General features: G+C 44.0%; 26 protein-coding genes. 25 read left to right on the top strand and 1 reads right to left on the bottom strand.

What is annotated here, in order from left to right:
- Window positions 1–37: 37 nt before the first annotated feature.
- Window positions 38–2,095: an ATP-binding protein gene (locus ACY2VW_RS08955; protein WP_461877831.1), complete on the bottom strand. Its 2,058-nt coding sequence runs from the start codon at window positions 2,093–2,095 to the stop codon at window positions 38–40.
- Between the two features lie 283 nt (window positions 2,096–2,378).
- Here ACY2VW_RS08955 and ACY2VW_RS08950 point away from each other — a divergent pair, with 283 nt between their 5' ends.
- The 25 genes from ACY2VW_RS08950 to ACY2VW_RS08830 all read left to right on the top strand — a co-directional run.
- Window positions 2,379–3,329: a 3'-5' exonuclease gene (locus ACY2VW_RS08950; RefSeq protein ID WP_461877830.1), complete on the top strand. Its 951-nt coding sequence runs from the start codon at window positions 2,379–2,381 to the stop codon at window positions 3,327–3,329.
- 116 nt (window positions 3,330–3,445) lie between these two features.
- Window positions 3,446–3,901 carry a GNAT family N-acetyltransferase gene (locus ACY2VW_RS08945; RefSeq protein ID WP_461877829.1) on the top strand — a complete coding sequence of 152 codons (456 nt, stop codon included), beginning with the start codon at window positions 3,446–3,448 and terminating at the stop codon, window positions 3,899–3,901.
- A gap of 27 nt (window positions 3,902–3,928) precedes the next feature.
- On the top strand, window positions 3,929–4,534 hold the full coding sequence (locus tag ACY2VW_RS08940; protein WP_461877828.1) for a thymidine kinase: 606 nt from the start codon (window positions 3,929–3,931) through the stop codon (window positions 4,532–4,534).
- A gap of 136 nt (window positions 4,535–4,670) precedes the next feature.
- The gene (locus tag ACY2VW_RS08935) at window positions 4,671–5,111 is read left to right on the top strand and encodes a GNAT family N-acetyltransferase (protein WP_461877827.1); all 441 of its coding nucleotides are present in this window, start codon (window positions 4,671–4,673) and stop codon (window positions 5,109–5,111) included.
- 17 nt (window positions 5,112–5,128) lie between these two features.
- Entirely contained in the window at window positions 5,129–5,407 is a 279-nt protein-coding gene (locus ACY2VW_RS08930; RefSeq protein ID WP_461877826.1) for a hypothetical protein, read from the top strand.
- A gap of 98 nt (window positions 5,408–5,505) precedes the next feature.
- The gene (locus ACY2VW_RS08925) at window positions 5,506–6,894 is read left to right on the top strand and encodes an ATP-binding protein (protein WP_461877825.1); all 1,389 of its coding nucleotides are present in this window, start codon (window positions 5,506–5,508) and stop codon (window positions 6,892–6,894) included.
- Window positions 6,895–7,084: 190 nt separating this feature from the next.
- Window positions 7,085–9,082, top strand: a complete 1,998-nt coding sequence (locus ACY2VW_RS08920; RefSeq protein ID WP_461877824.1) for an ABC-F family ATP-binding cassette domain-containing protein — start codon at window positions 7,085–7,087, stop codon at window positions 9,080–9,082.
- Between the two features lie 64 nt (window positions 9,083–9,146).
- A complete protein-coding gene (locus ACY2VW_RS08915) occupies window positions 9,147–9,596 on the top strand; it encodes an ASCH domain-containing protein (protein ID WP_461877823.1) in 450 nt (149 codons plus the stop codon).
- Between the two features lie 434 nt (window positions 9,597–10,030).
- Window positions 10,031–11,032, top strand: a complete 1,002-nt coding sequence (locus ACY2VW_RS08910) for a calcium/sodium antiporter (RefSeq protein WP_461877822.1) — start codon at window positions 10,031–10,033, stop codon at window positions 11,030–11,032.
- 12 nt (window positions 11,033–11,044) lie between these two features.
- Entirely contained in the window at window positions 11,045–11,734 is a 690-nt protein-coding gene (locus ACY2VW_RS08905) for a TMEM165/GDT1 family protein (protein WP_461877821.1), read from the top strand.
- A 140-nt stretch (window positions 11,735–11,874) separates the two neighbouring features.
- Entirely contained in the window at window positions 11,875–12,201 is a 327-nt protein-coding gene (locus ACY2VW_RS08900) for a MazG nucleotide pyrophosphohydrolase domain-containing protein (protein WP_118750360.1), read from the top strand.
- A 91-nt stretch (window positions 12,202–12,292) separates the two neighbouring features.
- Complete coding sequence (locus ACY2VW_RS08895) at window positions 12,293–13,138, top strand: carbon-nitrogen hydrolase family protein (protein ID WP_461877820.1); 846 nt, start codon at window positions 12,293–12,295, stop codon at window positions 13,136–13,138.
- 100 nt (window positions 13,139–13,238) lie between these two features.
- A complete protein-coding gene (locus tag ACY2VW_RS08890) occupies window positions 13,239–14,825 on the top strand; it encodes an AAA family ATPase (protein WP_461877819.1) in 1,587 nt (528 codons plus the stop codon).
- A gap of 249 nt (window positions 14,826–15,074) precedes the next feature.
- On the top strand, window positions 15,075–15,539 hold the full coding sequence (locus ACY2VW_RS08885; RefSeq protein WP_461877818.1) for a GNAT family N-acetyltransferase: 465 nt from the start codon (window positions 15,075–15,077) through the stop codon (window positions 15,537–15,539).
- 95 nt (window positions 15,540–15,634) lie between these two features.
- Entirely contained in the window at window positions 15,635–16,615 is a 981-nt protein-coding gene (locus tag ACY2VW_RS08880) for a nucleoside phosphorylase (RefSeq protein WP_461877817.1), read from the top strand.
- A gap of 29 nt (window positions 16,616–16,644) precedes the next feature.
- Window positions 16,645–17,325, top strand: a complete 681-nt coding sequence (locus tag ACY2VW_RS08875) for a dihydrofolate reductase family protein (protein WP_461877836.1) — start codon at window positions 16,645–16,647, stop codon at window positions 17,323–17,325.
- 42 nt (window positions 17,326–17,367) lie between these two features.
- Window positions 17,368–17,871 carry a kinase gene (locus ACY2VW_RS08870; RefSeq protein ID WP_461874284.1) on the top strand — a complete coding sequence of 168 codons (504 nt, stop codon included), beginning with the start codon at window positions 17,368–17,370 and terminating at the stop codon, window positions 17,869–17,871.
- 39 nt (window positions 17,872–17,910) lie between these two features.
- A complete protein-coding gene (locus tag ACY2VW_RS08865) occupies window positions 17,911–18,924 on the top strand; it encodes a GNAT family N-acetyltransferase (RefSeq protein WP_461877816.1) in 1,014 nt (337 codons plus the stop codon).
- Between the two features lie 33 nt (window positions 18,925–18,957).
- Window positions 18,958–20,646 (top strand): AAA family ATPase, encoded by a 1,689-nt coding sequence (locus ACY2VW_RS08860; RefSeq protein WP_461877815.1) that lies wholly within the window; start codon window positions 18,958–18,960, stop codon window positions 20,644–20,646.
- A gap of 15 nt (window positions 20,647–20,661) precedes the next feature.
- A complete protein-coding gene (gene cyaB, locus ACY2VW_RS08855) occupies window positions 20,662–21,225 on the top strand; it encodes a class IV adenylate cyclase (RefSeq protein WP_461877814.1) in 564 nt (187 codons plus the stop codon).
- Window positions 21,226–21,258: 33 nt separating this feature from the next.
- Window positions 21,259–21,720: a hypothetical protein gene (locus ACY2VW_RS08850; RefSeq protein ID WP_461877813.1), complete on the top strand. Its 462-nt coding sequence runs from the start codon at window positions 21,259–21,261 to the stop codon at window positions 21,718–21,720.
- Between the two features lie 24 nt (window positions 21,721–21,744).
- Window positions 21,745–22,200 carry a GNAT family N-acetyltransferase gene (locus ACY2VW_RS08845; RefSeq protein WP_461877812.1) on the top strand — a complete coding sequence of 152 codons (456 nt, stop codon included), beginning with the start codon at window positions 21,745–21,747 and terminating at the stop codon, window positions 22,198–22,200.
- A gap of 13 nt (window positions 22,201–22,213) precedes the next feature.
- Window positions 22,214–22,753, top strand: a complete 540-nt coding sequence (locus tag ACY2VW_RS08840) for a GNAT family N-acetyltransferase (protein WP_461874291.1) — start codon at window positions 22,214–22,216, stop codon at window positions 22,751–22,753.
- Between the two features lie 20 nt (window positions 22,754–22,773).
- Window positions 22,774–23,181, top strand: coding sequence for a hypothetical protein (locus tag ACY2VW_RS08835; RefSeq protein WP_461874292.1), 408 nt, complete (start codon window positions 22,774–22,776; stop codon window positions 23,179–23,181).
- 219 nt (window positions 23,182–23,400) lie between these two features.
- Window positions 23,401–23,513, top strand: a 113-nt coding sequence (locus tag ACY2VW_RS08830; protein ID WP_461877835.1) for a transposase, incomplete at its 3' end; no start/stop codon positions are given.

The raw sequence follows: 23,513 nt of genomic DNA, 5'->3' as shown, positions 1-23,513 counted from the left end.
ATTATCTGTATTCCTATGTACTCCAGATCTGTAAAGGTCATGAAAACCTGGAAAGTGTTTCGAGAAGAACCGAAACGTCAACGGGTTTCGCGATATGGGCGTTCATGCCGGATTCCAGTGCTTTTCGGCGGTCCTCTTCAAACGCGTTTGCCGTCATGGCGACAATCGGGATTTCCCCGCGTTTTCCCGGGAGCGCACGGATCGCTTCTGCGGCCTGATAGCCGTTCATGTTCGGCATCTGAATATCCATCAGAATAACATCGTAATAATCTTCGGATGCGTTCTGGACTGCTTTTACGCAGAGGGCGCCGTCTTTTACGTGCTCGGCGTGAATGCCGTTTTCTTCCAGAACGGTGAGTGCAATTTCTGCATTCAGGTCATTATCCTCGGCAAGCAGCACGCGTTTTTCGGAAAGCGTCTGCAGGGACTGCTCGAGAATCTCGTCTTTCTGCTGGTGAGCCGCAAGCTGTTCTTCGGTCGGAAGTTCAAACGTGAGGCAGACCGTAGTTATTGTTCCGGCACCGAGTTCGCTTTTCACATCGATCGTTCCGCCCATCAGATTCACGAGGGATTTGACGATCGGAAGGCCGAGGCCCGTTCCGGTGATGTGGTTTTCGGTGGAGGAATGTTCTCTTGTAAATTCTTCAAAAATATGCGGCAGATACTCTTTGCTCATGCCGATGCCGTTGTCCTTCACGGTGATGCGGTAGGAGGCAAAGCCCTTCCTTGGTGGCGGTGTCTCTTCGATTTTTACGGAAATTTTTCCGCCCTCCGGCGTATACTTGATGGAGTTGCTGATGATATTCAGCAGAATCTCCCGTATTTTTGTCCGGTCGCAGAGGATGGCATCGTGTTCCACCGTGTTGTAACAGAGATAGGAAAGATTTTTGCTTTTTAACGAAGGCTCAAACACTGCATCCAGGGAATTGATCAGCCCGCTGTAGCTGCCGAGCTCGATTTTCAGCGAGGCCTTACCGCTCTCAATGCGCGCCATCTCAAGCACGGAGTTGATCAGGGAGAGCAGAAAACTGCTGGAGGACTTGATTTTTGCAATGTAGTCGACCGCGCGGTCCTTCTCGTCGATGTGCTTTTCCAGCAGATCCGAGAAGCCGATGATGGCATTCATCGGGGTTCGGATGTCGTGGCTCATGTTGAACAGAAAACGTGTTTTTGCTTCGTTGGCAGACTGCGCTTCCTGTACGGCTTTTTCCAGTTCTGCTGCGTGAATCTCGTCTTTATAGCGGCGCATCCGGAACTGCAGAAAACCAATAGAGGTAAGCAGGGAAAGGATGAGCCCGAGTGCAAAGGAAACAAAAAACTGCAGCGGACTGAGCCAGCCGTTTTTCGGTACAATTTCAAAATGCCAGGTGTCGTTCGGTACGGTGCAGAGAACTTCCATGGCATCAGACCGCCGGGAATTGCCGGAGTGTGCGATAGAAACGTGTTCGCCGGTGGCCGGAGAAATTTTCCAGATTTCGTAGATGTAGCCGGCTTTCTCCAGCGTATCCAGTTCGATTTCGTTCAGAAACGATTCCCAGTCGAGAACGAGAATCGAAAAGCCCCAGAAGGTCTGGTCACCGTTGGCATCGGTGGTATAAATCGGGTCAAAGAGCAGTGCTCCGATGCCGCCCTGCTGCAGCTCAAACGGTCCTGCAACCGTGTATTCGCCGCTCTCTTTGGCAAGGCGCGCCTCCTGTTTCCGGGCAGGATGCTCGAGCATGTTAAGTCCGAGTGCGGCTTCGTTTCCGCTCATCGGATAAATCTGTGTGATAATGCCGTCCTTTGCAAGCTCATGTGCTTTGATGACATTCTGGTCGTCCTGCATCAGCGAGGAGAGGACGGAAAACTCTTCGTCATCGACGGTATAACCGGCTTCAATCATGTGTTTCATCAGATTGGATTCGGCAAGATAATGGTTTAACTGCGATTTCACGCGGCCGATGGTCGTCTGTGCGGTATAATCAGCTTTCAGCTTTGCTTCCTTTAACTGATTCTGATACAGAAAAACGGCGCAGAGCTCGACAAGAAAAAATGTAATAAAAAACAGCAGAAGCGCCTGAAATCGAATCTGTTTTTGCATTAATTTTGTTTTCATATCAGATGCTCATCTAAATTCGTAATATTTCCGGCTTTTTCAGGTGATTTTTTTGAGTAAAAACGAAGGCCGGAGTTAAAAATATTATATCGGATTTACCCTGGGATTTCAATAAAAGAAGCGTTAAGTTTGAAAGAGAACAGGATGAAATGAATGGGAAATGTAATGCACAGGAAGAAAATTGCCAGAATGGGCAGAGAATGGAATTGCCAGATAGTTGCTCATTATATCAAAATCATTTATAATAGGGACAGACGACACAGAATGAAGGATTGACAATACAATGGACTATGTGATTTTTGACCTGGAATGGAACCAGTGTCCCTATGGAAAAGGAAAAGAGAACCCGAAACTGCCGTTTGAGATTATTGAGATCGGCGCGGTGAAGATGGATGGTGAGCGGAATGTGGTGGGAACGTTTCACCGGATTGTAAAACCGGTGGTCTACCAGCATCTCCATCACCGGACGCGCGAGGTGGTCGGACTGACGGAAGAGGAGCTGCAGAAGGGAATCCCGTTTGCACAGGCTGTGCAGGAATTTTTTGCATTCTCCGGCGGTGCGTGCATGTTCGGCACCTGGGGACCGGGAGATCTGACGGAGCTCCAGCGGAACATGAAATTTTATAACCTCCTGTCGCTGATCCGCGGGCCGATTCATTTTTACGATGTACAGAAACTGTTCGCAATCCAGTACGAGACAATGAAGAGCCGACGGGCACTCGAGTACGCAGCCGATTTTCTCCATCTGCCGAAGGACGAGCATTTTCATCAGGCGCTTTCGGATGCAAAATATACTGCCGATATTTTTGCACGCATCGATATGGATGTCGTGCTGGCGTACGATTCGATCGACGTATATCAGAACCCGAAATCGAAAAAAGAGGAGATCCACGCCGTCTACAACGGCTACACGAAATTCATCTCCCGCGAATTTGACACAAAAGAAGAAGCCATGCACGACCGCGAGGTCTGCAGCACGCACTGCTGCATCTGCGGGAAAACGGCAAGAAAACGCTTACGCTGGTTTTCGGCCGGCGGGAAAAACTATTACTGCGTGGCATATTGTCCGGAGCACGGATATTTAAAGGGCAAAGCCCGCATGAAACATTCCGATGAGGGAAAACTCTTCGTCGTAAAAACCATCCGCGTCAGCAGCGAACAGGAGGCGGGGGAAATCCGGCAGAAGAAAGAGAATCTGCGGAAGAAGAGGAATCAAAAGAGGAAAGAAGCATAAAGAGACAGGAAACTATCAATAAAGATCTGATTTGTCGATAGTTTTCTGCTTGTGGGGACGCTGGCGGTTCGGTGGGGAATTCGAAGAAAAATGAGAGATAAGGGGAATAGAACGCGATGATTTTTAAGAGACTGGATGAGACAAACATAGAGAAATATATTGATTATTTTGAACATGCTCTGGCAGAAGAGCCGGAGATGATGCATGTGGAAACGGCGGATCGGGAAGGACTGCGGAGGAGAGTAAAGGATCCTTTTTATCAGAACACAACATCGATTTTAGCAATGGAAAATGATCAGGTTCTTGGGCGAATTGAGTATCATTTTTATGGCTGCATGCAGGACGGTTACCGCATGGCGTATGTGGACTGGGTTTACGTGCTGCCGGAGGCCAGACACAGAGGTGTTGCGCAGGGGCTGTTTCAGGAGATGGAGAAGGATTGTCGGAATCATGGGATTGACCAGTATTATCTGATTCGGGCGATAAATCCGAATGCGGACAAATTTTATCACAGCTTTGGCAATGCAGAACTTGATGAGGAGCCGTTTTTGCGGAAAGAGCTGAAGAAATAATAGAAAAGACAAAAAGGACGGAAACCAATGGCAAAATTATATTTCCGCTATGGCGCGATGGGCAGTTCGAAATCTGCTAATATTTTGATGGTTCGCTACAATTACGAAGAGCGCGGGCAGTATGCGGTCCTGCTGAAACCGCGGACGGACAACCGCGACGGAGAGCATGAAATTCAGTCCCGTATCGGATTGAAGGCACCGGCAGAATATGTGGACGAGTTTTTAAAAGAAATTTCGGAGATCTGGAGCACGGACAGCGAGGAATACCGGTATCATGGGAAAAAAGTGGACGCGATCCTGATCGATGAAGCGCAGTTTCTTTCCCCGGAGGAAGTTGATACACTTTCTGATATCGTGGATTTCTACGAAATTCCGGTGCTCTGCTACGGTTTGCGCGCCGATTTCCGGACACGCCTGTTCCCGGGCTCGATGCGGCTGATGGAGATTGCCGATGTCATCGAAGAAGTCCCGACGGTCTGTTGGTGCGGAAAACGTGCACAGTGCAACACAAGATACGCAAACGGAAAAATCGTACGGGAAGGTGCGCAGATTTTCCTTGGATCGAATGAGAGTTATGTGGCACTCTGCAGGAAGCATTATAAAGAAGGAAAGCTGTGGAAAGAGGATGAGTGAGATCAGAATACAGGAAGTGCCATGAAATCGCAGATTATCTTACCCGGCATGGTCTGCGGCAGATTAAAATGATATATGGATAGCCGATGGAGATGTTTTTGGTTAAAAGATTAAAAAAACAAGGAGTCAAAACAAAATGACCGAACGAATCATAGACAACGAACTTCGTCTGATCCCGTATTACAGAAATGATGCGGTCTCTCTTCCCTGGTATCAGGATCTGGACGTGTGCAAGCAGGTGGACAACCGGGAGGAGCCGTATGATGTGGAGCTGCTGCATCGGATGTATGATTATCTTGCCGCGCACGGTGAATGTTGTTACATAGAATATAAGGGTGTGCTCGTGGGAGATGTTTCGCTGAGAGACAATAGTGAAATAGCCATCGTTGTCTGCAAAGAATATCAGAATCAGCACATCGGAAGACGGTGCGTTCTGGAAATGCTGAAGCTTGCGAAAGAGAAGGGAATGGAGCAGGTAACAGCAAATATTTATTCCTTTAATAGGCAGAGCCAGCGCATGTTCCAGTCGGTCGGATTTGAGAAAACGGCGGATGAATGGTATGAATATAAATTGTAAATGACTGCAGAGAAAAAATGAACATAAAATATCATCAGCTATGCATCCGAAATGCCGAAAAGAGAGACTGCGAACAATTAGCCGCATGGTGGAACGATGGAACCGTCATGGACCACGCTGGTTTTCCGAACGGGCTTGTGACAAGCGCAGCGGAAATCAAAAAACAGATTGCCGACGACAGAGATGAAACAAGACGAAGACTCATCATAGAATACAACAATGTGCGGATCGTAATGCCGATCGTGGAAGTGATTGTGCTGGTATTGAGCGTGGTGTTTTTAAAGAGACAGGATTGAAAAAAATATGAGAATATTATATACTACTCATGAGTATACTACTCATGAGTAGTATTTTGCGTAAGGGACTTTCGGAATATAGAGGAGGCAGGGTGCTTATGATTGGAAGACTGGAAGAATTAAAGCAGTTAGAAAAATTTTACAACAGTTCCAAGTTTGAATTTTTAACATTATATGGCCGGCGCAGAATTGGTAAGACGACGATATTAAGAGAATTTGCAGGCCGACATAGAGCAATGTTTTTTTCTGCACAGGAGAAGAATGATTCTCTGAATCTTCTTGATTTTTCCAAGGTGGCGCAGACTTTTTTTGAAGGCAGTTTTATCTCTTCTTTTCCAAATTGGGAAGCTGCATTTGAATATATTACAAGGAGAACTTCAGAAGAAAAACTTGTATTGATCATCGATGAATTTCCGTTTCTGGCAGAGCCAAATCCATCGATAAAAAGTATTTTACAGCATACGATTGATCATGTCTGGAAAGAAAAAAATATTTTTCTGATATTATGTGGTTCCAGTGTGAGTTTTATGCTGAATGATGTCATGGGGTATAAAAGCCCATTGTATGGAAGGATAACGGGAAATATGGAAGTGAAGCCCTTCGATTATCTGGAAAGTGCAGAATTTTTTCCAAATTATAATAAAGTGGAAAAAGCAATTGCTTATGGAATTTTGGGAGGGGTCCCCAGATACCTGGAAGCTTTTTCTCCGGAACTCTCTCTGGAAGAAAATATAAAAAATAATTTACTTACAGAAGGAGCATTTTTGAATGATGAACCGCAGACACTTTTGCGAATTGAATTAAGAGAACCATCCGTATACAATTCTATTTTGGAAGCAATTTCGAATGGATGTAATAAAATCTGTGAAATTTCCGATCGAATTCATGAAGAAAAAAGCAAATGTAGTAAATATATACTTACTCTGCAGACATTAAGACTGATTGAAAAAAGTGTTCCCTGTACAGAGCCGGAGACGAGCAAAAAGGGAATTTATAAAATAACAGATCATTATTATAAATTCTGGTACCGCTACCTTTTCACGAATCAGAATTATTATTCTATGTTAGGCCTGGATCTGTCCTGTGAAGAGATCATGGAAAGTATCAATGATTATATGGGACCTGTTTTTGAAAAAATATGCGAACAATATCTGATCAGAGCAGCGCGAAGGAAAAAGCTCCCGTTTATTCCATATAAAATGGGAAAATGGTGGGGAAATAATCCATTATTGAAAGCGCAGGATGATGTGGATATTCTTGCATTTGACAAAACAGGAAAGAAAGCTTTGTTCTGTGAATGTAAATTTCGAAATAAACCGATGCCAATGGAAGAGTATGATGATCTGGTTATGGCAGCGGAAATTTTTAAAAATGTAGAGGAAAAACATTTTATGTTTTTCAGTAAGTCAGGATTTACAGAACCCGTAAAAGAACGGGCGGAAAGAGAAAATGCGGTTCTGTTGACAGTGGAAGATTTGTATTTGTGATAGGAGTTAAATATCTCTGTTTTACTGGAGCAAATCAGTAAAACAGAGATATTTTTATGCCGCAGGCGTACCAAATTTGATTCGAAAAATTTTTGGCATTGAGAACGAAGGGCGGAGACGGTATAATGGAAGCAGAATTTTAACATCAGTAGACAAGAAGTGAGTTGAAACAACAGAAAAGGTATAAAACATGAGATATCAGATCAGAAATGCAAAAGTACAGTTTGGCGCGGATACGATTTTAAACAGTGTGAATTTCGAAATTCACGACACGGAAAAAATTGCAATTGTCGGCAGAAACGGCTGCGGAAAAACGACGCTGCTGCGGCTGATTGCCGGGGATATTGAGATGAGTAATCCGGACAGCGACGAGACCTGCGGGATTACGATGAGCGGAAAACAGAACATCGGTTTTCTGCGCCAGATTAATTTTACCGATGGAGATGTGCCGGTAAAAGAGGAGCTGGAGAAGGCTTTTTCGGAAGTTTTTGCATGTGAAAAACGAAAAAAGGAAATTGAAAAGCTGCTTGCCGAGGCAGAAGATCACAAAAAACTGCTGGGAGAATACGACTATCTGGAGCGGAGAATGGAGAGTCTCCACGGATACAGCTGGAAACAGGATATGGAAACGATGTTTCAGAAATTCGGCTTCGCGCTGGAAGATCTGGAAAAGCCGATCGGGGAATTTTCCGGCGGACAGCAGACGAAAATCGCGCTGATGCAGCTTCTTTTACAGCGCCCCGACATCCTGCTTCTCGACGAGCCGACCAACCACCTTGACATCGCGGCGGTGGAATGGCTGGAAAATTATCTGAAGAGCTATGAAAACGCTGTAGTCATCGTATCGCATGACCGAATGTTTCTGGACCGCGTGATCAATGTGACGTATGAAATCGAATACGGCGACATCAAACGGTATCCGGGAAATTATTCTGCGTTTGTGAAATTAAAAGAAGAAGCGCAGATCAAGCAGGAAAAAGACTATGAGGCACAGCAGAAGGAAATTGAGCGTCTGACGGTGTGGATTGAGAAATGGAAAAACACACCGACAAAAGTTGCGGCAACCCGTTCGAAACGAATGGCGATCGAGCATATGGTAAAAATTGAAAAACCGCGGCGGTTTGATACGAGGACATTCCACGCCTTATTCCATCCGGCACGCGAAAGCTATACGGATGTGCTCACGATGAAGAAACTGAAAATCGGATACGATACCGTTCTGAGCGAGGTTTCGGCCGTCATCAAAAAAGCAGAACGGATTGCGATCATCGGAGAAAACGGAAAAGGAAAATCGACGCTTCTGAAAACCGTTGTGGGTGAAATCAATCCGCTGGGCGGAAGTTATCAATTTGGAAACCGCGTGGATTTTGCCTACTTCGATCAGCACAAAGCAGTCAACCAGAAATTCGACCCGGAGCAGACGGTGCTCGACTATTTCTGGAGTCTTTATCCGAACCTGCTTCGCAACGATGTCCGAAGCGCACTGGGAGCCTTTCTGTTTTCCGGTGAGGATGTCGAAAAGAAAATGGGGCAGCTCTCCGGTGGTGAAAAAGTGCGGCTGGAGCTCTGCCGGATTTTCTATACAAAACCGAATTTCCTGATCCTGGACGAGCCGACGAATCACATGGATCTGGCGGGAAAAGAAGCGCTGGAAAAAATGCTGACCAGCTACGAGGGAACCGTTCTGTTCGTATCGCACGACCGTTATTTCATCAACCAGGTGGCAACCGGTATTCTGGAGTTCGGCGGGAGCGACGTACAATTTTACGGAATGAATTATGCAAAGTATCTCGAAGAAATCAAACGGCAGATGCCGGGCAGAGAAACGGGAAATGCGGGAGGAACTGTACGAAAACCGGCCGACGTTCCGACTCTGGATGATGTGTTTGACAAAAAGAAATATTATAACCCGGGAAAAATTCTGTCCCGCTTAAAACGGCAGCTCGAAAAATACGAGGAGCAGCTCGCGGAGAGTGAGAGCAGAATGTCAGAACTCCAACTGGAAATGATGGACCCGGAACTTTCCGCAAATTACGAACGGCTGATGGAGCTTCAGACGAAAATAGACGAAGAAAATCAGACACAGGAATCCCTGCTGGAACGCATGATGGAAACGGAACTGGAACTCGAAGAGATGGAAGCAAGTGAAAGTGCGTCCGTTATTGATAAAGCGAATTATCCACAATAAACTGGTTAATTAGCAATAGAATTTTCTGCGAAAAATAAATCAAAATTTAAACAGGAGGAACCTTATGACTGGAAACGAAATGTGGCAGGCATTTTGCCATGCTGCGAAGATAGACGAGAATACAGAACACGAGATCTGGAATTTCTACGATGGAGATGGGTTGGCTGATGAACTGGCAAAGCTAGTGTGCGATGGCGTGAAAACGGCAACTGCGAGTGCCAAAATTGCTTATGAGACGGAAAACGAAGCATTGCCGGGCGTCGGGGATTATAGCGTGATACTTTTTGACAATGATGAAGCAGCCTGCGTGATTCGAAACACAAAAGTATCTGTTGTGCCTTTCGATCAGGTCAGTGCGGAGCATGCCTATAAAGAGGGAGAGGATGATCGAAGCCTGCAGACGTGGAGAGAAGTACATCGACGTGCGTTTACTCCTGACTACGAGGCGGCAGGACTTGAATTTGACGAAAAGGGAGACTGCGTGCTGGAAGAATTCGAAGTAGTATATCGCTAGAATAGGAACGAAGCAGAAGGAATCAAAGCATACTTATCCGGAAATCAACGATTGCAGAGGATGGCATCGTATGCAATGACACCATAAAGAAAGTACGAAAACAGAAGTAAGCGGGGCTGAAATTTTTCGGATAAAAAAATCAAATTTTGTTGACAACCCCGAATACATTTGATAGTATTTATCAAGTAATGTAATATTCCATGAGGGAGTAGTTAGCACGAATGTGTGATTTGTCAACATTCTGATTATAAGGAAAGAGTATAATCTGGCAAATCTTAAATAATGAGACTCATGTATATCGATGAATCACCGGTGTATCGCATATCGGATGTTCTTTGATATACATGAGTCTTTTTTTGCGGGTAATGAGTAAAACCTGCTTCTGCTAACGATACTATTCTGGAATAGATGCTTGGAAAACAAAGGAGGAAAACATGGAAAATTTCATCAACAACGCCCCGTTTGCTCTTGTGCTTGTCTGTCTCGTCATCGGTTTTGTCCTGCTGATCAAAGGTGCGGACTTTTTCGTAGAAGGAAGCTCAAGCGCAGCAAAGAGACTGCACGTTCCGTCGATCATCATCGGACTGACCATTGTTGCCATGGGAACATCGCTTCCGGAGACCGCGGTCAGTGTATCGGCTTCGCTCACCGGCAACAACGAGCTTGCGGTCAGCAATGTCATCGGTTCCAATATCTTTAACCTGATGGTTGTCATCGGTGTCTGTGCCGTACTGACCACCGTAGAAGTTGCAAAAGAAACCATCAAAAGAGACATCCCGCTGTCCCTGATCTGCGCCGGACTTCTGATGCTTTTGGGAATCATCGGAATTGGAGACAAATCAGGGATGATGCTTGGTCACCTGGACGGTGTGATCTTAATTGGTTTTTTCGCAGGCTATATTGTCTACATGGTTCGGATTGCGTTAAAGGCAAACAGGGAAGGAAAAAAAGTCGAAATTGAAGGCGGTTCCGATGAGGATATCAAGCTGCTTTCCGTTCCGAAGAGTATCCTGTTCATCGTTGGTGGAGCAGTCGCCATTGCAGTCGGCGGAGATGTGACCGTAGATGCCGCAGCGAGAATCGCGGGCGATCTCGGAATGAGCCAGACGCTGATCGGACTGACCATTGTTTCCATCGGAACATCTCTTCCGGAACTCGTAACTTCTATCGTTGCTGCCAGAAAGAATGAAGTTGATATGGCACTTGGCAATGCGATCGGTTCCAATATCTTCAACATTCTTATGGTACTTGGTATTGCATCCGCAATCAGCCCGATGGCCATCATTACGGAAAATATAATTGATTTGTGTGTATTGATCGTATTCACGGTATGTGTATGGATTTTTGCAGGAACCAAAAAGAAAATCGGAAGAGTCGAAGGTTTCTGTATGGTCGCATTTTATGCTGCATATGCCATTTATATCATTGTAAGATAAGGGGAATAGAAAATGGTGTTATTTCTAAAGGTGTTTCTTACCGAGTTCATCGCAGAGATGGGCGATAAGACGCAGCTCATGCTGATTGCGCTTACTTCGAAGTACAAGCTGAAAGACATTATCCTGGGAACCGCAGCCGCGATTCTGGTACTGAATGGAATGGCTGTTCTTGCAGGCGGACTTGTCAGCGAATTTATTCCGGCCTGGCTGATTAAGACAATTGCAGCACTTGCATTCCTTTATTTTGCCGCATCAACTCTTGCCGGTGATGATGACGAAGAAGAGGAAGGAAACGGGAAATCAAAAATTCAGTTCGCGCCGCTTGCCGTGTTCTGTACGTTCTTCGTAGCAGAGCTCGGAGACAAAACACAGCTTACCGCCATCACCTTTGGTGCAAATGAAGGGATGGGATCCGCATTCGTTGTATGGATCGGATGCTCCCTCGGACTTTTCGCAGCGGATATTCTCGGAATGCTGGTCGGCTACCTCTTAAAGAGCAAGACACCGGATGGGCTGTTGAATACACTGGCGTTTGTGATCTTCTCGATCTTCGGTGTATACACACTCTATCAGGGGCTGAAACTGATCAGCGCAAGCGTCTGTCCACTGCCGGTATGGCCGGTACTGATCGTTGCAACAGTTGCATTTGCTGCTTTATGCGTCTGTCTTTTTATGAAAAGAGAAAAGAAAAAAACGAAATAAAAACTGCGCGCCGCATACTCATGATTTTGATGAGAAATGCGGCGCGTATTTTTTATGTGGCAAAATGAAAGTTTACCATCGAAGCATTTATAGGGTATAATGTTTTCAAATGATTATTTACGAGTATGGAGGAGAACAGCATGTCTGATTTTGGCATGAACGAGATGCAGGAAATGCAGAAAGCGCTGCAGGAAAAATACAAACAAAAATGGGAACCCATCTGCCCGGCAACAGGACAGAATAAATTGCTTTGGATGATTGGGGAAGTCGGCGAAGTGATCGATATCGTGAAAAAGAACGGGGCGGCAGATGCGGTAGAGAAAGAAGATCTGAGAAAACACCTCGTGGAGGAAATGGCGGATGTTCTGATGTATTACAACGACGTCATGCTCTGCTATGGAATTACGGCGGAGGAATTAAAGGCGGCGTATACGGAGAAATTTGAGAAGAACATGAAGCGGTGGTAGAGGTATGAATGCCGTTGGAACATAAAATTATGTTATGAATGACATAAATAGAGGAAAATATGTTATACGTGACATAAGGGGAGAATAATGTATGAAATTAAAAATAGCCTTTTTACAGTTGCAGCCTGCTGGAAGTATCGAAGATAATATGGAAAAAGGAGTAAAAGCGTGCCGGGAAGCGAAAGAGAAGGGTGCGGATATCGCGTTGTTTCCTGAAATGTGGAGCACGGGATATGTTTTTCCTCATGATAAGAAATGGCTGGAGCAGAACTCTGCTTCTTTAGACAGTGAATATGTAAAGCGATTTTCTGCACTTGCCGCGGAACTGAATCTGGCGATCGCGGTAACGCTGCTGGAAAAGCATGAGCCGAAACCGCGAAATACAGTCTGCCTGTTCGACCGCTATGGAGAACGGATGTATCGCTATTCGAAAGTACATATCTGCAATTTCGGCGAGGACGACGATGAGGGCGTTCTGGATGCCGGAGATGACTTCTGCGTTGTGGAGCTGGATACCGCCAAAGGCAGAATAAACGTCGGTTCCATGATCTGCTACGACAGAGAATTTCCGGAATCCGCCAGAGTGCTGATGATGAAAGGCGCCGAACTCCTCCTCGTCCCCAATGCCTGCCCGATGGAAATCAACCGCTTATCCCAGCTCCGCGGCCGCACATACGAGAATCAGATCGCGATTGCAACCTGCAATTATCCTGCATCGCACCGCGGCTGCAATGGCCATTCCACGCTGTTTGACGGCGTAATCTATCACACAGAAACAGGCGCTCCCCGTGATATGCTCGTGTGTGAAACCGGAGAGGAAGAAGGCATATTTCTGGCAGAACTGGACGTGGACCTGCTGCGGGAATACAGAAACCGGGAAAAATGCGGACTGAAAAACAGAAGACCGGAATTGTATGGGATTCTCACAGGAGGATGAAAGTGAAAAACCGGAAGCTGCGCGGGAAAATCCTGTCCTTGTGATAGTCAGAGGGATCAAGTATAATGAGTCATATAAAATGTTGACGGGAGGGATTTGCATGGGAAGTTATCTGAATCCGGGAAATGAAGCATTTGCGGTTGCATTAAATTCTGAGATTTATGTTGATAAAACAGGACTGCTGACTTATACGAATAAAGTCATGAACACTCTGCAGGGATATATCTGCAACAGCCGCCCGCGGCGGTTTGGAAAATCAATTACGGCAAACATGCTCACCGCGTATTACAGCAAGGGCTGCAGTTCGAAAGAAATGTTTTCCGGGCTGGAAATCAGCAGGGCAAAGGATTTTGAAAAACATCTGAATCAGTATGATGTGCTCCACTGGGATATCCAATGGTGTATGGAACCGGCAGGTGGCCCGGAGCAGATTGTTTCTTATATCTCAGAAAAAACGATTTCGGAGTTAAAAGAATATTATCCCCATATACTTCCAGAAGAAATCCGGTCACTGCCGGAGGCGCTGTCGCGGATCAACGCGGCATCCGGGACAAAATTTATTGTGATTATAGACGAATGGGATGTTCTGATTCGTGACGAGGCGGCGGATCTCAAAATACAGGAAGAATATATCAATTTTCTGCGGGCGATGTTCAAAGGGACGGAGCCGACAAAATATATTCAACTGGCATATCTGACAGGTATTTTGCCTGTAAAAAAAGAAAAGACACAGTCGGCGCTGAACAATTTCAAAGATTATTCGATGCTGCATGCCGGGCCTATTGCACCATATGTGGGTTTTACAGAAACAGAAGTTCAAAAACTATGTGAAGTATATGGTCAGAAGTTTGAAGAAGTCAAACGATGGTACGACGGTTATCAGATTGGAAAATATCATGTATACAATCCAAATGCCATTGTGAACCTGATGCTCGAAGGCGAATTCCAGAGCTACTGGTCCGGAACCGCATCCTATGAGGCGATTGTTCCGCTGATCAATATGGATTTTGATGGCCTGAAAAGTGCCGTAATCGAAATGCTTTCAGGAGATTATGTTCCGGTTGATGTTACCTCTTTTCAGAACGATACCGTCAGCTTCGCCAATAAAGACGATGTGCTGACGTATCTGATTCACCTTGGCTATCTGGCCTATGACCGGACATTTAAGACTGCTTTCATTCCGAACGAGGAAATTCGTCAGGAATTAATTTTGGCGACGAAGAGGAAAAAGTGGAATGAGCTGAGTGCGTTTCAAAAAGAATCAGAGCAGCTTTTGAAAGATACCCTTCAGATGAATGGAAATGCAGTAGCGAAAGAAATTGAAAAAATTCACAGGGAATATACTTCTGTGATTCAGTATAACAATGAAAACTCACTCAGCAGTGTTCTGTCCATTGCCTATTTGAGTTCCATGCAATACTATTTCAAACCAATCCGCGAATTTCCCGCGGGTCGTGGATTTGCAGACTTTGTGTTTATTCCAAAGCCGGAGTTTCAGAATTATTACCCGGCGCTTGTTGTGGAACTGAAATGGGACAAAAGCGTCAGAGCAGCATTGGATCAGATCAGAGACAGAAAATATCCGGAGTCTGTTGCATGCTATGCAGGAGAGCTTTTGCTGGTGGGAATTAACTACAATGAAAAAACAAAAGAACATGAATGCCGGATTGAAAAGTATGAAAAATAAGGGAGCATGTTCGTAAAAATAAAAACGAAAGATCAATATGCTAATATACGATTTGAGGTTTGCGAATTTGGCGCAAATGGCAATGAATGGATTGCCGATTACCACGGATTAAGAGCAATCACACATATTTCAATTTCAGTTTACAGAGATAAAAGAGTATACGTATCCTGACAGGGACAGCATACTTTATCTGCTGGATTTGTAAATACAGATATAAAAGTATTTGTATATGACGGAAGAGGTGAAGAAATGTTTGAATTGTATAAGCCGGATGTGAATGACTTGTGGTTTAGGAAAAGAATGATGAGCGATGAGCAGACGATGTCTTACAACCATGCCAGCGGAGGAACCATCGCATTTCCTGAAGAATGCTGGACAGACTGGTATGACAGATGGATCACAAACTCCAATGGCCAACGTTTTTATAGATATATCAAGGAGAATAACTCTTATATTGGAGAAACCGCATATTATTTTGATGCAGAAAGACAGATTTACATCGCGGATGTTGTTGTTTATGCTCCGTATCGTGGAAAGGGATATGGTCGTGAGGGACTTTTGCTTTTATGCGAAGCGGCAAAAGAGAATGGTGTAAAAGAACTCTATGACGATATTGCGGTTGATAATTCGTCCGTTTTGTTATTCCTGAAATGTGGTTTTGCGGAAGTGCTGCGGACCAGCGAGTATATTTTGGTTAAAAAAGAATTATTCTGAGAATAGTATAAAAATATGAGGATAAAGGGACAGTAAAATGGAATATAAAGAAAACATAATTTTGAAAAATGGACAGGACTGCGTAATACGAAATTTTGCTTTCCTATCCGGAAGAACATTGTTTTGATACAAAGAGTGAGAGTGAATTTCTTCAAGCAAGAGCCGAAAGCGATCGTGAAGTAATGCTGTTGGCTGTTGTAAATGACAAGATCGTTGCAACAGCGGGAATTTCTGCAGTTGGCAATAAGTATAAAGTCAGACATCGTGCCGAATTTGGCATTGATGTTGTGAAGGAATACTGGGGACTTGGTTATGGAGGAAACAGAATGATTATTGATTCTTATGATATCAACAGCGAACCGATTGTAAAAATGGAGAATTTCTATGGAGAGAAGCGGCATCTGGTAAAAAAATGTATAGTCGTTTTTTCAAAAGTAATATATGAATACATACTCGAAAATTTTCCATGCCGGCAGATTGCAGAAGTAGGTGCATGCAATGGGAATATACCGGTCTGGACCTTATCATATGAGAAAGAAACGATTGCTTTCTACCTGACTCCAATTGGCTCGGCTCTTGCCGCAGGGACGATTGCCGAAGTCAACCATTTGACAGGCGCATCCATCTTCATCATGTTCGGTTCCTGCGGCAGTCTGGACAAAGAAGCAACCGATGGAAAGTTTATTCTCCCGACGGAGGCATACCGGGGAGAAGGACTGTCCTATTATTTTGCAGAACCGCAGGACTACATAAAAATAAAAAACACAGACAAACTGGCTGAATTTTTTGCGGAGAGAAATCTGCCTTACGTTCAGGGAAGGGTATGGACGACAGACAGTATGATTCGGGAAACGGTAAATCTTGTAAAAAAACGAAAAGAAGAAGGCTGCATCGCCGTGGAAATGGAACTCGCAGGCGTTCAGGCGATCTGTGATTTTTATGGATTTGAACTTTATGATTTTCTTGTTTCAGGAGATGTGCTGATCGAAGGAAACTATGAAACGGATGGATTATCTGCCGCCAACCACGATCTGGACAAGCTGTTTCTGGCGCTGCAGATAGCGAAAAGTGTATAAAATAAAATTACAATTTGGGGAGGAATAGGATAGATAGACCAATCACAACTCTGTTTATGCTGATGTCCGTAGATGGAAAGATAAGTCCCGGTGCATCAGATGATTTAGATATAGATCAGGATTTCCCGAAGATAGACGGGTTGAAAGAAGGGCTGCACCAGTATTATGAGATCGAGCAGACAACTGATCTCTGGTCTTTTAATACAGGACGCGTGCAGGAAAAGATGGGGGTCAATAAAAAGCCTTTTCCTGATAAGAGTCCCGTTTCCTTTGTTTTACTGGATAACAGCCATTTAACGGAGCATGGTGTAACATATTTCTGCAGGAAATCCAAAGAATTTGTGCTGATTACATCGAATAAGAACCATCCTGCCTGTCACGTGAAGGAAAGGAATCTCCATATTATTTTTCAGGAAAAACTGTCGCTGAAAGATGCTTTTCGGGAATTAAAAGAATCGTATGGATGCGAGAGATTAACAATCCAAAGCGGCGGAACGGTGAACGGATTGTTCCTTCGGGAAAAGCTGTTTGATTATATTGATATCGTTGTAGCTCCGGTGTTGATTGGCGGGAAAGAGACTGTTTCTTTAATAGACGGAAGTTCCATTCTTGCAGAAAATGAACTCTCTCGGCTGGGAGTATTGAAGCTCATAGACTGCACCGTTTTAAAGGACTCATATATCAGAATCAGATATCAGGTGATGAGCTGAAAATTACTATTTCGAGGATGGATAATGGACGATTGCTTACAGATGAATAAATTAATTGTTTTAAGAGGAAATTCCGGCAGCGGAAAAACAACCATTGCGAAGGAACTGCAGCAGATGTTCGGAAATAACACGATGCTGATCTCGCAGGATGTCATCCGAAGGGACATACTTAAAGTCAAAGACGGAGAGAATACAAAAGCACTGCCGCTGTTGGAAGAGCTTCTGCGGTATGGAAGAAAACACAGCGAGATTGTCATTCTGGAAGGGATTCTGAATGTAGAATGGTATCGTGCGTTATTTGAACTGGCAGTAGATTTATATGGCAAAAATATATACGCCTATTACTTCGACATCCCCTTTGAGGAGACCGTGAAGCGTCACAAAACAAAGCCGAACTGCAATGATTTCAGCGCAGAAGACATGCGGAGATGGTGGAACGAAAAAGATTACGCACCTGTTCTGCAGGAAACCAGAATAACGGCAGATCAGGATAAAGAAAGTATTGTTCATGAGATCTATCATACCGTGGTATCCGATGGAAAATAACAATGGCAGAGTTATAATCGAAAGGGAGCAGAGTGTCATATGATTCGAAATTTTAAAAACAGTGATTTGTCTTCCATTATGCAAATATGGCTTACGTCTAATACAGAGGTACATAATTTCGCCCCGGAAAAATACTGGACGGATCATGTTGAAATGGTGAAGGAAATGCTTCCGCAGGCTGAAATCTATGTATCTGAAAATGAAAATATACAACAAATAGATGGATTCATAGGGGTGAATGAGGATTACATAGAAGGAATTTTTGTGAAGAAAAGTATGCGGTCAAAAGGGATAGGAAAACAGTTATTGGATTACGTGAAGAAAATAAAATCGCAGATCAGCTTGAGCGTATATCAGAAAAATAAAAAAGCAATTTCCTTTTACCAAAGAGAGCATTTCACGATTGAGGGAGAAGGTATGGATGATGATACCGGAGAAAAAGATTTTTTTATGATCTGGCGCAGGAAAAGGAACACACCTGTTTTAGAAACCGAACGCCTGATTTTAAGAAAATTTACAGAAGAGGATATGAACGCACTTTTTCTGATTTTAAAAGATGAAGAAGCGAATCAATTCCTGCCCTGGTATCCTGTGAAAAATCTGGAGGAAACGAAGAGTTTTTTTGAAGAAAGATATGCTTCCAGATATGCACAGCCGCAGGCCTATGCGTATGCCATCTGCCGGAAGGAAGATAACGTTCCGATCGGATATATGAACGTCGCGACAGAGGAATCCCATGATTTCGGCTATGGAATCCGCAGAGAATACTGGCACCAAGGGATTGCCACAGAGGCCGGCAAAGCCGTAGTGGAGCAGGTGAAAAAAGATGGATTGCCTTATATTACGGCAACGCATGATCAAAATAACCCAAGAAGCGGAAAGGTCATGCAGAAACTGGGCATGAAATACTGCTATTCCTATGAAGAACAATGGCAGCCTAAAGATTTCCTGGTTATCTTCCGAATGTATCAGCTTAATTTTACGGCGGATGATGATTTTGTGTATAAAAAATATTGGAACGAATCAGAGAATCACTTTATAGAAAAAATGTGATAGAATGAAAAAAACAGGAAAGGAAGCGAGCTCATGAAATCAGTAATTTCCATTGGAAATCAGGATTTTGTATCCATCAGAAAGAATCACTGTTTTTATATTGATAAGACGGATTTTATCAGGGAATGGTGGGACAATCAGGACAGCGTTACCCTGATCACCCGTCCAAGAAGATTCGGCAAGACCCTGAATATGAGTATGGTCGAATATTTCTTTTCTGTAAATCATTCCGAATGCAGTCAATATTTTGAAAACCTTGCCATTTGGAAAGAGGAAAGATTTCGCAGACTGCAGGGAACGTATCCAGTGATTTCACTCAGCTTTGCCGATATTAAGGCAACCACGTATGAATCTGCAAGAAGAGCAGTTATTCGTAAGTTGGTGAAATTATACAGCACTTTTGAGTTTGTCAAATCCAGCAAAGTATTGAATGAAAAAGACCGTGCCTATTTTGATTCCGTTGAGGAAAATATGTCGGATGATGCAGCAGCTGTAGCCATTAATTATCTGTCGGATTATCTGAGCCGCTATTACGGAAAAAAAGTGATTATTCTTCTGGATGAGTATGATACCCCTTTGCAGGAATCGTATATTCATGGGTATTTGGAAAATCTTACCGCGTTTATCAGAAGCCTGTTCAATTCCACCTTCAAAACGAATCCCTATATGGAACGGGGGCTTCTGACAGGAATTACAAGAGTCAGTAAAGAATCCATTTTTTCGGATCTGAATAACCTTGAAGTTGTAACAACAACGTCAGAAAAATACAGCGGTTCGTTTGGATTTACGGAAGAGGAAGTCTTTCATGCGCTAGAGGAAAATGGGGTGTCCGATGAAAAAGAAACCGTCCGTTACTGGTATGATGGATTTTCCTTTGGAAAACGGAAGGATATTTACAATCCGTGGTCCATCACAAAATATCTGGATACGGGAGAATATGGAACGTACTGGGCAGACACCAGCGGAAATATGCTGATTTCTAATCTGATCCGCCGGAGTCCTGCAAAAATCAAGACAGAAATGGAAGATTTATTAAACGGCGGAGTGATCTGCACAGAACTGGATGAGCAGGTAGTTTTTGAACAGCTTGGAAGAAAACGGGGAGTCATCTGGAGCCTGATGCTTGCAAGCGGCTATCTGAAAGTGGATCAGTATGAAATGGACAACAGAACAGGAAAGCGTCAGTATGATCTGAAAGTGACAAATCATGAGACGATGCTGATGTTCGAAAAGATGATAGAGGACTGGTTTACAGAAGAAGAGTCTGCGTATGGCAATTTTAAAGATGCTCTGCTTGCAGGGGATCTGGATTATATGAACCAGTTTATGAATCAGGTAGCACTTCAGACATTCAGCAGTTTCGACACGGGCGGAAAACCATCAGAGGAACTCGAACCAGAAAGATTTTATCATGGATTTGTTCTTGGCCTGATTGTCGATCTGGCCGGAAAATACAGAATCACATCCAACAGAGAAAGTGGATTTGGACGGTATGATGTAGTAATGGAACCACTGAAAGAAAATCTGGATGCGATCGTAATGGAATTCAAGGTTCAGAATACATCAAAAGAAAAGTCGCTGGAACAGACGGTGGAACATGCACTTCATCAGATTCGGGAAAAACAATACGACACAGAACTGCTTGCCAGAGGAATTGCAAAGGAACGGATCCGGCATTATGGATTTGCGTTTCGGGGGAAGGAAGTGTTGATTGGTAGTTGAAGAGAAAGGGCAGTTATGAGTGTCGAGGTAGAAATAAAATTAAAAATTGAGGATAAAACACAGATTCTGACTTCTTTGAAGCAGCTTGGTTTTGAAAAGAAAAAGCTGGTTATGGAAACAGACACCTACTACACAGCCGAACATCACGATTTTGCCAGACTAGATGAAGCGCTTCGTGTTCGGAGTATTGAGAATCTGGATACGGGAGAAAAGACGGCGGCGATTACTTACAAAGGGGCAAAAATGGATACCGTTTCCATGACACGAAAAGAGCTGGAAACGGAAGTCAAAGATGCGACAGTCTGCAGAAAAATCCTGGAAAACATTGGATTCCAGCCAGTTCCGAAAGTGGAAAAACAGAGACAGTATATGCAGAACGGAAACATAACCGCATGCGTAGATACCGTAACCGGCCTCGGCGAATATCTGGAGCTGGAAATCCTGGCAGAAAAAGAAGAAGAGCGGGAAGCTGCGCTGAAAGAGCTGGAAGAGATTCTTCAGAAATTAGGGTATTCCATCAAAGATACGATAAGAAAATCGTATTTGTCGATGCGGCTGGCGAAGAGCAGTGCGATGTGATAAAAATTTGAAAGCTGGAGGAATGAGTGGGGAATGGAAAAAGAAAAATTAAATGAACTGTTCGAAAAATGGTGTAAGAAGCTGAGAATTGTTCCTGCATGGGATGTAAAGCTGGAATTTGTTGATGATCCTGAATGGAGAAAAACCGGAGATTTCAAAATAGACTGTGATGACAGAAAAGCGATACTGCTGCTGAATACAGGTAATCCCAAACAGGAGAATCTCGAAGAAGTTATCGTACATGAACTGATGCATTTCAAGATGTATCCTCTTGACCAGGTGACAGAGTCCCTTATTATGAATACCTTCGAAGAAGGCAGCGCTGCAAGTAATTTTGCTTATCAGCAATTTTTCTGCGCACTGGAACAGACGGTGGAAGAAATGGCAAAATGTTTTCTGCTTGAATTTGGAGAAAATAAGAATTTGTCATATGGCAGATGCAGTGGGATGAAATCTTTTGATGAATTATACGAGGGATTGAAAAATATAGATTGAAAAATCCGGGTTAAGGAGGGAGATATGTCTATTACGATCCGAAACTATCAAGTATCTGACTGGAATGCGATCCAGAAGATTCATGATGAAAGCAGAAAAATTGAGTTGAAACTTGCGGGATTGGAAGATGCATTTTTGCCGCTTTGTATTGCGGCAGAAAGAGAAAATCTTTTTGATTATCCAGGATTTTTTGTTGCGGAAGAGGATGGTCAGGTTGTTGGCTTTGTAGCCTGTTCGGAGGAAGAACTGGCCTGGCTGTATATTGATCCTGCCCATATGAGAAGAGGAATAGGAAAGAGACTGACAGCTTATGCAATGCAGATGTTTCCTGAAATCCATTCTATTGAAGCTTTGGTGGGAAATGAGCCGGCGAGAGCACTTTATGAATCCATGGGATTTGAAGTGACCGGCATAGAAAGCGGGAAAATGCCGGGGAATGAAGAGTTTGCTGTAAAAGTATATTTGCTCGAACGCAGATGAGGGAGGAAAAACGATGTTAGAGACCGAACGATTAATTTTAAGAAAATGGACCGACGCGGATGCCGAGAGTCTGTTTCATTATGCAAAAGATCCTGCAGTCGGACCGGCGGCGGGATGGCAGCCACATCAGTCAGTGGAGGAAAGCCGGAATGTGATCCGGAATCTTTTGAACGGGGCAGAGTGCTATGCGATCTGCGAAAAAGGAAGCGATGAAGCAATCGGTTCCATCGAGCTGCGGTTAAACGGACATACCGATATGACCGACCGCGACGATGAATGCGAGCTTGGCTACTGGCTGGGCAAACCATTCTGGGGCCGCGGCTATATGCCGGAAGCAGCAAAAGAAATCCTGCGTCATGGCTTCGAGGATCTTGGCATGAATGTCATCTGGTGCGGTTATTACGACGGCAACCAGAAGTCAAAAAGAGTACAGGAAAAACTCGGATTTACCTATCACCACACTTGCCAGAAAGTCCCAGTGCCGCAGATGCACGAAGTCCGGGTCGGCCATACGAACCAGATGACGAAAGAGCAGTGGGAAAAGGTGCGTTAGAAATTTGAGGAGGAATCCTTATGAAGAAAAAACGATGCACAATCATAGCAGTAATCATCCTTCTGGCGGCAGCGCTGTTGGCGGTATGGTATTTTCTTCCGACGACATTTTTAAAAGGAGTCGCCTCATCCGACGTAACACTGATTTCCGTTTTCGACGGCAATACCGGCGAAAGCTTTGAAATTTGTGACGCAGATGAGATTCGCTGTATCGTAGAAAATATCCAGAACACCAAAATGAAAAAAGACAAACTTTCTCTGAACTATACCGGCTACAGCTTCCGCATGAAATTCTGCAGCGAAACAGGAAAAGAACTCGCCAGCTTTATCCTGAACAGCGAAAGCACCATTCGCAAAGACCCATTTTTCTACCGCTGTGACGGCGGCCTGTGCTATGATTATCTGAAAGAACTGGAGGAGAAAAGCTGAGAAGATCTTTCTAGCATATGTTTAGAAAAAATGTTACACTATAAAAAATAGAAAGGGGATGCAGCACATGCCGGAGATATCATTATTTTATCCAATGCGTCGTAAAACCCCTTGCTTCAGCTATGGGGATATAAGACGCGTCCATCGAATTTACGCAAGTAATTGAAGATGGACAAAATAACAGTTGTATTAATCAATAAAATATCGTATAATACAAATATGAACACAACATATCAATCAAACAATAATGTCGTCTATTCCTGTAAGTACCATGTAGTATGGTGCCCAAAGTATAGACGAAAAGTATTAACGAACGGTGTGGATGTCCGGCT

This window comes from Fusicatenibacter sp., assembly GCF_977045365.1.
The sequence above is the reverse complement of the archived record's forward strand: the minus strand, read 5'-3'. Positions and strand labels throughout refer to the sequence as shown.